Here is an 11,091-nt window from a genome sequence, read left to right as displayed (position 1 = left end):
GCCATGCCGCCCGCCTGCCGCCGCTGCGGGAGGAGATTGGCATTTTTCCCGGGCCCGCCGCGCTTGACGGATCGCCCACCTGGACCTTGCACGATCCTTCGATCAACCGGTTCTATCGCCTGGGCTGGCTCGAATTCGAAATCCTCTCGCGTTGGCAAGCCGAAACGACAGACGCCGTGGCGGCGCGCGTCAATACCGAGACGCCCCTTGAAGTCGAGCCCGACGATGTCGATCAATTGCGGCGTTTCCTGCTTTCCTGCGACCTACTGCGCCTGACCGGTCCGCAGGCGACCGCGTATCTCACGAACAAGGCGCAACGCTTGCGCCAGAGTTTCGGGCGATGGCTGCTGCACAATTACCTGTTCACGCGAATTCCGCTGGTTCGGCCCGATCGGTTCCTGACGGCGACCTATCCTTATGTGCGCGGCGTTTTCAGCAAGGGGTTCGCGACGACAATTCTGTTGATTGGAATTTTCGGACTCTATCTCATCGGCCGCCAATGGGACGTCTTTCGCGATACTTTCGTCGATCTCTTGACGCTCAAAGGGGCGGTCGCCTTTGCGATGACGCTCGCCTGCCTCAAGGTCGTGCATGAGCTCGGCCACGCCTACACGGCAAAGCGGTTCGGCTGCCGCGTACCCACCATGGGGCTCGCCCTCCTGGTGATGGTGCCGGTGCTCTATACCGATGTGAACGAGAGCTGGAAACTGATTAGCCGCCACGAGCGTCTGATGATTGGGATGGCGGGCGTCGCCGCGGAGCTCTGTTGCGCGGCGATCGCCATGAGCATGTGGGGGTTCCTGCCGACCGGTCCGGCGCGCAGCGCGGCGTTTCTGGTCGCGACCTCGACCTGGATCACGACCGTCCTGATCAATCTCAGCCCGTTCATGCGCTATGACGGTTACTACGTCCTGTCGGATTGGCTCGAGACCCCCAATCTGCACTTTCGGGCCTTTGCGTTGGCCCGATGGTGGATGCGTGAAAAGCTGCTCGGGTTGGGCGATCCGCCGCCGGAGGACCTGCCGGCCCCTCGCCAGCGGCTGCTCGTGTTCTTCGCCTTCTTGACCTGGATCTACCGGTTCGCGCTGTTTCTCGGCATTGCCGGGATTGTCTATCATTTCGCTGTCAAGGCCGTCGGTGTCGCGATGGTCGTGGTCGAGATCGGTTATTTCATGCTTCGTCCGATCGCCGCTGAAGCCGCGACATGGTGGCGTCGGCGCGTCGATATAAGCTTTGGCCCTCGTCCGCTGTTCACGGCGCTTGCCGCCGCCGCTCTCGTCGTCCTTCTGGTTGCGCCTTGGCGCTCGACAATTGATGCGCCGGCTTTGTTGAAAAGCCGGGAGCGGGTCGATGTCTTCGCACCCGAATTTGGCGCCCAGATTGCCGCAATCGGCGTAAGCGACGGACAGTCGGTGGAGAAAGGGGCGCTGCTGATCCGTCTTGTCTCGCCTGACCTCGACTATAAAATCGCCCACGCGCGCGCCGAACTCGACATTTTCGAGTGGCAAATGAACGCTAAGGGTCTCGACCCCGAGCTGCTCGCGCGCAGCCGGGTCACTGAGAGCGAGTACGAGAGCGCGCTTGCGGAATACCGCGGGCTCCTTGATCAGAAGGCGCAACTCGATCTCACGGCGCCCATTGCGGGCAAAGTTGTCGATATGACCGAAGGCCTCGAACTCGGCTTGTGGACGCCGGCCAAGTCACGGCTGGCGTCGGTCGTCGATCCCAAGACGGTTACGGCCGAGGCCTATGTCGACGAGGCCGACCTAGATCGAATCGCGCCCGGCGACGAGGCGACATTCCGCGCGGACGCCGACAGCCGCATCGAATCGCGCCTGCGGGTCGTAGAGATCGCGCGAGCGAGCACGCGGACGCTTCCCGATCCGTATCTGGCCTCGACCTACGGCGGCCCGATCACTGTGCGCACGCCGAAACCGAATGAGTTCGTCCCAGACCGCACGCTCTATCGCGTGACGCTTGCTCCAGAGGGCGCCGCGCCGCCGCCGACCCGCATTCTGAGCGGCCATGTCGCGTTGCGCGGAGAGGCGGTCAGCATCGCGCAAAGAATGTGGCGTTCGCTCCAAGCGGTATATATACGCGAAAGCGGCGCCTGATCCCCGGCGCCGGCCGCGACGCCAAATCGTCAGAACCTTTCAGCGCCCCGACACATCGGGAATGCAATAAGTCACAGCGAATCCGGTCGAGGATCCCCCGCCTTTGCTGGTTGGGCAACAGTCGCGCGTCCGCAGCGACATCGCCGCCTCGTTGCAATCGCTGAACAAGCCGGTGACGATGCAACTGTGCTTGTCGCCGCCCTCATTTCCGCACCGATGTATTCCCGAGGCCGAGTATCTCGGCAGTTGGGCGATCTGTGTTGACCGCGAGAACTCCGGGATCGACGCGGCCGCGCCCAACGCAGCGCCGGCCATTACCCAAGGCGACAGCAGAATGGCGGTTGCAAGCGCGGCTTTGATCATCGTTGTCGCTCGCTTGTTCAGATACGAGTATCGCTTGTTCAAAATCGTGCAACTAGCGTCCCGACCTGCCAAGTAAATTTCGTATATATCAGGGAATTGAGCAAATTTCTGGCGTCGGTGGCATAATTGACACATCAATCGTCTGGCATCGCTGTTAGACCTAGCGGCATGTAGTCGCGGGCGGGGAAGTGAGATGAGTCGCCGGTTTGGGCGAGCGAGTTCGGTGCTGATGTCGGGGGGGATTCTGGCGTTCGCACTGGCGGGTTGCGCTCTCAGTCCCGAGCCTCTGACCGACGCTCAGCGGGCGGCTGAGGCGGCGATTGATCGTCACGACATGTTCGCCAATCAGGATCCGTTGACGCGGCCGTTGACGCTGAAGGAGGCCTTCAGGCGCGCCTTGGCTTACAACCTCGATTCGCGCGTCAAGGTCATGGAAGAGGCCTTGGCCCAGAACGATCTTGACCTCAGTCGGTACGATCTTCTTCCCAAAGCGTATTTCAGCGCCGCGAATACCGATCGCAACAATGTCGACGCCTCTTCGAGCCAGTCGGTCACCACCGGCGCGACGACGGTGCCGCCGTCGACGTCGACGGACCGTGACGTACGAACGGCGCAGTTGAATTTATCCTGGAACATCCTCGATTTCGGCGTCAGCTATTTCAATGCGCGCCAGCAAGCCAACCGCGTTCTGGTGGCCGATGAAGAGCGGCGCAAGGTTGTCGAGAATTTGCTGCAGGACGTGCGCCGGGCCTATTGGCGCGCGGCCGGCGCGCAACGTCTGCACGGCCAGGTGGAGGCGGCGATCCGCGCCGCTCAGAATGCGCTTCCGGCGGCCCGTAAGGTCGAAAGCGAGGGGCTCGGCTCGCCCGTCGATTCGCTGCGCTATCAAAAGGCGTTGTTGGACTTGATCGGTCAGCTCGAAACCGTTGAGCACACACTCGACGTCTCTAAGGTGGAGCTGGCTTCGTTAATCAATCTGCCGTTTGGCCAGCGCTATACGCTCGCCGCGCCGTCTGAGCATTCGCTTCGCATCAAATCCGTGCCGATGCCGATCCGCGAAATGGAGGAGACGGCGCTTATTTTCAACCCGGACGTCCGCGAACAGAGCTATCAAACCCGCATCAGCGTTGACGAAACGCGTAAGGCGTTGTTGAAACTGCTGCCCGGCCTGACCTTCTCCGTCAATCCGAATTACGATAGCAACAGCTTCCTGGTGAACCACGACTGGCTGTCCGGCTCGGCTCAAATCGCGGGCTATCTCAACAATCTGTTGCTGCTGCCCACGACCATGCGCCGCGACGACGAGACGCTCGAACTCGCCAATCGCCGTCGAGAAGCGGTCAGCATGGCCGTGCTCGCCAAACTGCATATCGCTTACGATCAATATCTCGCCGCCGCCTCCGAATATCATTGGGCGATGCAGCTCGCCGATGTTGATCAACGCCTCTATCAACAGATCGCCAACCGCGCCGAAACTGACGTTCAGGTCCAGGGCGATCTCGAACGCGTGTCGGCGCAAGTGAGCGCGGTGTTCTCGTTGCTGCGCAGCTACCAGAGTTACGCTGAAGCCCAGGCGGCGTTGGGCCGGCTCTACGCGACGCTCGGCATCAAGCCGCCACCCTCCGAGATCGAATTACTCGACGTCGAGGCGATCGATCAGGGAGTCCGCAGCGCTCTCATCGCCTACAAGGACAACCCGCTCGCCCTGGCGGCGACGAACGACGCCGCGCAGCCGAACGCGCCGGTGGATGTTTCCGCCGCCGTTTTGGCCTCCGGCCACGTCGAGACGCCGCTCGATTTGAAGCAAACCGCTATCGCCGCGCCGGACCAAAGCGAGCCGCTTCCGGTCTCCGCCAGCCCCGGCGATACGACGGGTCGCCGCTAGCGCGCCTTCCGGCGGCTTTGGCCTCAAAGGAGGCGGTAATTTCGACAAGGGAGCAGACTGCGTGAAGGCCACTGGCGCAGCGTATCGATCCGCGGGTCGTCGGCTCGCTTTTCTGCCTCTGGCGGCGCTTCTCGCGGCGTCGTCTGGCCGAGCCGCCTTCGCTCAGGAGACGACGCCGGGCGCCGGCGGCCCCGCGCTCGCGCAGACCGGCGTTACGCCAGAAATCCGCGCCCAGTTGACCCCGCGTGAATTCACGACGCTGTCAAGCGAGATGGCGGGCCGCATCGACCATATCGCGACGCGCGTCGGCGAACATTTTCAAAAGGGCGTCGTACTGATTGTCTTTGACTGCGCCTTGCAGCGAGCCGAGGAAGCGCGGGCGCAAGCCGCGCTTACGCAAGCCCAAAAAACATTTGCGATCGACCAGCGCCTCGTGGCTCTCAAGTCGATGGGGCAGCTTCAACTCGACGTCGCAGCGGCCGACGTGCAGAAGGCGAGGGCCGAGGTCGCGGCCGCTGAAGCGACCACGTCAAAGTGCACGATCGCGGCGCCGTTTACCGGGGTGACCGTAGAGCAGAAGGCGCGCGAGTTTCAATACACGACGCCTGGGCAACCCTTGTTGGACATCATCGATGATCACGGCCTTGACGTCGAACTGATAGTCCCTTCCCGGTGGCTCAATTTGCTCAAACCGGGATACGAATTTCAGGTCCATATCGAGGAGACCGATAAGGCGTATCCGGCGAGGATCACGCGTCTTGGCGGCCGCGTCGATCCTGTCAGCCAATCGATCAAGGTGATCGGCGAGATCACCGCCGATGCGCCTGAGCTGATGGCCGGGATGAGCGGTCGCGCAAGCATAGCGCCTCCAGCGTCGACGCCGAAATAAACCGGCGTTCGTCTGATCTTGCCGCATTGTGGAACGCGGAACGCGGCAAGCTTGCGGGTGTGAGCTGTCAGGGCGTTGCGACGGCTGCACGCCGCGCTGGGGCGCCGGGAATAGGCGCAACGCGATGGGGCCGAATGACGCGGCGGATTGAGGAGGGTGCTTGCGGAAGGAAGTTGCGCCGCTTCGCAGGGATTCGGCCAAGTCTGGTGTAGTTGTTTGTTTGGTGGGGATCGCGTTTCGGGCTCGCCGAGTAGGCTGCTCCCATCCGGACAAACTATCGATCGGATCCCTTGGCACAAAAGCGCCTGGGCGCTGCGCCTAGCGGGCCTACGTAATCAGATCAGCTTCCCGATCCGTTCGCACGCTGACTGGACGGCCGTGAGCAGCCTACCTTCTTCGATGTCCTGACCGACGCGGTCGACATGAGCCATGATGAGGCAGGCCGCCGCATGTCCCTCCGATCTCAAGATGGGACAGCAGATGTCCGTTATGCCGACGAAATCGGTGCTCTTTCCAAGTACGTAACCGCGCGCTTGAATGTCGGCCAGCGCCTGCTCAACGATTGGCCGGTCGAATTTCTTTTTGCTTTGCAGCGCGCAGTCCGCCAGCATTCTTTCGCGTCGATCGGCGGCTTGAAAGGCCATGATCACGCGGCCAGTCGCCGCTTCGCTTGCGAGGCGCCCATAGCCTGGCTTCAGATTGAACGTGAAGTCCGACTCGGCCCGGGCGTGACCGAGCGTTACCGTCATCCCCTTATGGACGACGACGAGATGCACGCTTTGGCCGACGTCCAACGCCAGTTTCATCATCTCGGGCAGAGCGGCTTCGAGCAACGATCGTGATTGCGGTGTTCGCAGCCCCAAGGTGAAGAGCTTGTTTGTAAGAGCAAGCTCATCGGTATCCGAGTCGCGCTGGATGTACCCCCGGGCGATCAGCACATGGATCATCCGGAAGATCTCGTTCTTGCTCCGCCCCACCTGATCCGCCAAGTCGCGAACCGACATGGCTGAGGCGCGCTCCGCCAGTCCTTCGAGAATATCGAGACCTTTTTCCAGGGCGGGCGCCGAATAGGACTTTTCGCCCGCTAGCTCCTCGTCGGACACGATGATTCCTCGCTTTCATCTAAGATATCGTTTTATATAGAAATCGCGCTTTACAAGTAAAGCGATATGTGGTCGTCTGGCCTTGCGCTCATCTGGAGCGCGATCGCCGGCATCCCGCGGGATTGTTCTGGGATACGTCGGCTCAGTTGCTTCAAACCAAAGGGGTTTGTCATGATGTCGACACGCACTGTTCGGGGTCTGCTGCTCGCCGCGGTTGCCGGCGCGGCCATGTTTGGATCATCTGCTCGCGCCGAAGACAAGCTCATCGGGGTAGTGGCTATCGACCTTCAGAGCTCATTCTTCGTTCGCATGAAAGAGGCGGGCGACAAGGCCGCCAAGGACTATGGCGTCACGACGACATGGCAGAGCGCGGAAGGCAGCCTCGAAAAGCAGGTCTCTTTAATCGAGAACCTGATCAGCCAGCATGCGAGCGCCATATTGGTCGACCCTCTCGACAAGAACGCGCTGATCCCCGTTCTGAAGAAGGCCGAGGCGGCCGGCGTCAACGTCATTACCATGGGCAACAAGGTGTTGGCTGACGGCAACTATTCCACACTCTATCCCGACGCTGCTGACGCGGCCGCGACCGCTCGGGCGCTCGGCGCCGCCATTGGCGGCAAGGGCGAAATCGCCATGCTGATTGGCGCACGGGGCAACTACGTATCGGACACGCGGGAAAAGGGCTTTTCCGATGAACTCGCCAAGGACTTTCCGAATGTCAAAGTGGTGAGCGTACAACCTGCCGGTTGGGATCCATCGAAGGGGGCGGACGTCGCCCAGACGTGGATTTCAACCTACCCTAATCTAAAGGGAATCTGGAGCATGTCGGACACGCAGTTGCTGGGCGCTGCGTCCGTCGCTGAAGCCGCGGGCAAAAAGCTGAAACTCGCCGGATTCGATGGCGACGCTGAAATGGCGCCTCTGTTCGACAACGGCTCAATGGTCATCGATGTCCTCACCGGCGCTTACCGGGTCGGCTATTGGAACATCGCCGTTGCTGCGCGCCTAGCCAAGGGCGAAAAGTTGCCGAAGGACCTCTACATGCCGACCTATTTCATCGCAACCGACGCAGTTGCCGCCTCGCTGCCAAAGGATAACAATTCGATCGACACGATCACGCCCACCAAAGCCGCTGCGGTGGCGGCGGACTATTCAAACGAATTCGGTCCGTCCAAGCCTGCCTCGTCGATTAGCGTCGGTCACTGACCATCGGCCGGAGGCGCGATCATGGGCGGGGTCACTGCGAATGAACCTCGCCGCTCGTTCGCGGCGGGCTGTCGGGCGTTCCTTGGTGAGCTTCGTGACGAGTTGCTCCTGCTCGTGCTCATCGTGCTTGCGGTCGGTGCTTTCACAGCCGTCCGATCAGACTTTCTTACCTTGTCGAACCTGCTCAACATTGGCCAGCAGAGCGCGATCGTCGCCATCGTGGCGTTCGGCATGACGGGCGTGATCATCGCCCGCGGCATCGACATCTCGGTGGGTGGCGTTATGGCGGCTGCGGGCGTCGTCGCCGCTATGGCTCTCACCGAAACCGGCTCGGGTCCGTTGGCGATGCTATTGGCCATCCTCGCCGGCGCGGCTTTTGGCGCCTTGAACGCACTGCTGATCGCCGGACTCGGCGTCAGTTCGTTCATGGCGACCCTGGGCACTATGGCCTTGAGCAAAGGTGCGGCGCTGAGTCTGTCCAAGGCCTCGAGTATTGCAGTCTCCGATCCCTGGATGCTCTGGCCGGGGCAAGCGAACGTGTTCGGCATTCCCGCGGCGTTCATCCTCGTGCTGATTTTCTGCGCCGGATGGCGTTTCATGCTTCGGCGGACCGTGATCGGGCGCTCGATTTTTGCGGTCGGCGGCAACGACGTGGCCGCCCGAGCTTCGCTGGCGCCGGTCAAGTCGGTGCAGTCCTTCACCTACATCGTTTGCGGCGCTTCGGCCGGGGTAGCCGCGGTCGTAGCAATCGGAAGACTCGGGTCGGCGCAACCGCTGGCCGGGACCGGGCTGGAGTTCGCAGCCATCACCGCGGCCGTCGTCGGGGGGGCGAGCCTGGCGGGCGGGCGGGGATCGGTCATCGGAACGCTGCTTGGCGCGATCGCCATCGGGACGATCAACTCCGGCCTCGCCTTCCTACAGGTCTCCCAGCAGATCAATTACATGGTGTCGGGAGCCCTGATCCTGATTGCCGTGTTGCTACGCGGCGACCTCCCTTGGACGTCTTTGTTTAAGGTGCGGTCTTCGACGTTCGCGACAACAACAACAAGGGCGACCGGCGCGAGCCGCTCGCTAAGGATCGAGGGTCTGACCAAGCGGTTCTCAGGAATAACGGTGTTAGGCGACGTTTCGTTCAACCTGGGAGCTGGCGAGGTCGTGGCCCTGATGGGGGAAAATGGGGCGGGCAAGTCGACCTTGGTCAAATGCATCTCCAACGTCTACGAACCCGACGGCGGCAGCATTGCCTTCGGCGGCAATGATAACATCTTCGCGGCGGACATCGCTGTGATTCACCAGCATTTCAGCTTAGTGCCGGACTTGACGATCGCTGAAAGTCTGTCGCTTGGACGCGAAGCCGCGACATTCGGAATCCTGCGACGCTCGGTAATGCGCCGCCGCGCCGCGGGGGTGTTGCGGGATGTCGGGCTGGACCGTGACGTCGACACGCCGGTCCGCGATCTGACAGTCGGCGAACGGCAGATGCTCGAAGTCGCCAAAGCCCTTCTCGCCTCGGCCTGGCTGATCGTCATGGACGAGCCGACGAGCGCATTGAGCAATCGCGAGCGCGACCAGCTTTACACTATTGTCCGCAAACTGGCGGCGCGTAGATGCTGCGTGCTCTATATCTCTCATAAGATGGAAGAGGTTCGACAGCTCGCTGGCCGCGCCATCGTGCTGCGTGACGGCCGCCTCGTAGGCGATCTGCAGATGCACGGGACGAGCGACCGGGACCTCGTCAACTTGATGGTTGGCCGCGAGCTTGGGACAGTTTTCCCCTGGGTTCAGGCCGAGCTTGGCGAGACGCTGGTCGAGGTTCGCGACCTCAGCACCACCGGCCTGCTGCGCGAGGTCTCGTTAACGCTCAGGCAAGGGGAGGTCCTCGGTCTCGCGGGCCTCATGGGGAGCGGCCGCACGGACATTCTGCGCTGCATCGCGGGCCTCGACGGCTTCACCGGCGGCCACATCGGGCTGCGCGGCGAAACCCTGCCGTCTCGTGCGCAGGCCCGCGCCGCCAGGGCCGGCGTCGCGTTCATCCCGGAAGATCGGCGAGCCGAGGGCTTGGTCGGCGGCCTTAGCGTCGGGGATAACCTCGGCCTGGTCTGGATGCGGCGAAACAACGTGGCTGGCATCGTCTCGATCTCCGCGCTGCGCAGGACCGGAGCTGACCTAATCCGCAGGCTCGACGTGCGCCCACCGGTCTCCTCGAAACTGGCCGGGACGCTTTCGGGCGGCAATCAGCAGAAGGTAGTCATCGGCAAGTGGCTCGCTGTTGGTCCACAAATCATCCTGCTCGACGAGCCGACCAGTGGGGTCGACGTCGGCGCCAAGTCCGAAATCCACCGGATTATCGGCGAGCTGAAGTCTGCGGGCGCGGCCATCCTACTCGTCTCGAGCGAGCTCCCCGAACTGTTGGGCGTTTCCGACAGAATCATCGTGATCCGCGAGGGGCGGACCGTGGGTGAATTGGCTCGAGGCGCGAGCGAACAGGCGGTGATGGAGCTGGCTTTCGCGACATCTCCTGAGGCGACAGCCGATCGGGGCCCGAGGGCGGCGTCATGACCACGCTGAAGAAGCTGACCGTCAATGCCGGGCCAGTCGGATTGCTGCTCGTCACCTTGTTCGCCTGCGGGCTGCTCGACGGAAGGATTCTCAGCGCCCAGAACCTGATCATCGTGCTGAGTCAGAGCGTGCCAGTGCTGATGCTTGCGCTAGGGGCCTTCATCGTCCTGCTCACAGGTGGCATCGATCTGTCGGCAGGCGTTTCTGTCACCCTGGGCAGCATTGTCGTCGCGAGCGTCCTGAGCGGGGGCGCGGCGCTCCCGATTGCGCTCGGCACGGGGCTTGCGACGATTGTCGGGGTCGGCGCGGTCAATGGCGCCCTGGTCACGATTTTTCGGATTCCGGCATTCGTCGCCACTCTGGCCACCATGTCAGGCGTCCAGGGCGTGTCGCTCCTCCTCGCGACGCGTGGTGTTTATGTTCTTTCACAGCCCTCGCTAAAGCAGCTCGGGACCGGCCGGCTCGGCGGCCTACCCATCTCGGTCATTGCCGCAGTCGTTGTTGTCGCCATCGCCTATGTCCTGGTTCACCATACGCGCTTCGGTCTACGTGTCTATGCGACCGGGTCCGACGCCGCCGCCGCGGCCCTCGCCAACGTTCCGATTCGGGCGGTCCTGCTGCTTTCGTACGTCGCCGCCTCCTGCTTCACGTTCCTGGCTGCCGTCATGCTGATCGCCCGCACCCCCATCGTCACGCCGAACCTTGGCGGTCAGTCGCTGCTTCTCGACGCTATCGCGGCCTGCGTGCTCGGGGGGACAAGCATCTTCGGGGGGCGGGGGACTGTCGTCGGGGTCGTGGCGGGGGCCCTCATCGTCAGCCTGTTCTCGAACGCCCTGCGTGTCGTCGGCATTGATCCGTCGAGCTTGGACTTCATGAAGGGCGCGCTCGTGATCACCGCCCTGGTCTGCGACGTCGGCATCACCCGCCTCAGAGGCCGGATCTTCAAGGAAGCGATTGGATGAGTCCGAGTAA

8 protein-coding genes are annotated in these 11,091 nt (G+C 62.4%); 7 read left to right on the top strand and 1 reads right to left on the bottom strand.

All coding sequences use genetic code 11. The features are described from left to right. The 4 genes from GSQ90_RS31585 to GSQ90_RS31570 all read left to right on the top strand — a co-directional run. Positions 1 to 2,114: HlyD family efflux transporter periplasmic adaptor subunit (locus GSQ90_RS31585; protein WP_158818953.1), on the top strand; the 2,114-nt coding region annotated here is incomplete at its 5' end. 103 nt (positions 2,115 to 2,217) lie between these two features. Beyond that, positions 2,218 to 2,553 carry a hypothetical protein gene (locus tag GSQ90_RS31580; RefSeq protein ID WP_158818952.1) on the top strand — a complete coding sequence of 112 codons (336 nt, stop codon included), beginning with the start codon at positions 2,218 to 2,220 and terminating at the stop codon, positions 2,551 to 2,553. A gap of 117 nt (positions 2,554 to 2,670) precedes the next feature. Next, a complete protein-coding gene (locus tag GSQ90_RS31575; protein ID WP_158818951.1) occupies positions 2,671 to 4,362 on the top strand; it encodes a TolC family protein in 1,692 nt (563 codons plus the stop codon). 61 nt (positions 4,363 to 4,423) lie between these two features. Then, on the top strand, positions 4,424 to 5,251 hold the full coding sequence (locus tag GSQ90_RS31570) for an efflux RND transporter periplasmic adaptor subunit (protein WP_210255030.1): 828 nt from the start codon (positions 4,424 to 4,426) through the stop codon (positions 5,249 to 5,251). Between the two features lie 335 nt (positions 5,252 to 5,586). Here the strand turns inward: GSQ90_RS31570 and GSQ90_RS31565 are convergent, their stop codons facing one another. Beyond that, on the bottom strand, positions 5,587 to 6,354 hold the full coding sequence (locus tag GSQ90_RS31565; RefSeq protein WP_158818950.1) for an IclR family transcriptional regulator: 768 nt from the start codon (positions 6,352 to 6,354) through the stop codon (positions 5,587 to 5,589). A 171-nt stretch (positions 6,355 to 6,525) separates the two neighbouring features. Here GSQ90_RS31565 and GSQ90_RS31560 point away from each other — a divergent pair, with 171 nt between their 5' ends. From GSQ90_RS31560 to GSQ90_RS31550, 3 genes are read left to right on the top strand one after another with little or no spacing between them, the layout of a single operon-like run. Beyond that, entirely contained in the window at positions 6,526 to 7,560 is a 1,035-nt protein-coding gene (locus GSQ90_RS31560) for a sugar ABC transporter substrate-binding protein (protein WP_246731864.1), read from the top strand. Positions 7,561 to 7,581: 21 nt separating this feature from the next. Beyond that, positions 7,582 to 10,119 carry an ATP-binding cassette domain-containing protein gene (locus GSQ90_RS31555; protein ID WP_158818949.1) on the top strand — a complete coding sequence of 846 codons (2,538 nt, stop codon included), beginning with the start codon at positions 7,582 to 7,584 and terminating at the stop codon, positions 10,117 to 10,119. Continuing rightward, positions 10,116 to 11,081 carry an ABC transporter permease gene (locus GSQ90_RS31550; protein ID WP_158818948.1) on the top strand — a complete coding sequence of 322 codons (966 nt, stop codon included), beginning with the start codon at positions 10,116 to 10,118 and terminating at the stop codon, positions 11,079 to 11,081. Before GSQ90_RS31555 ends, GSQ90_RS31550 begins: the two co-directional genes overlap by 4 nt. The last annotated feature ends 10 nt before the right edge of the window (positions 11,082 to 11,091 follow it).

The organism is Methylocapsa sp. S129, from assembly GCF_009765995.1.
Lineage (GTDB): Bacteria > Pseudomonadota > Alphaproteobacteria > Rhizobiales > Beijerinckiaceae > Roseiarcus.
This window is presented reverse-complemented; position numbering and strand designations above follow the sequence as displayed.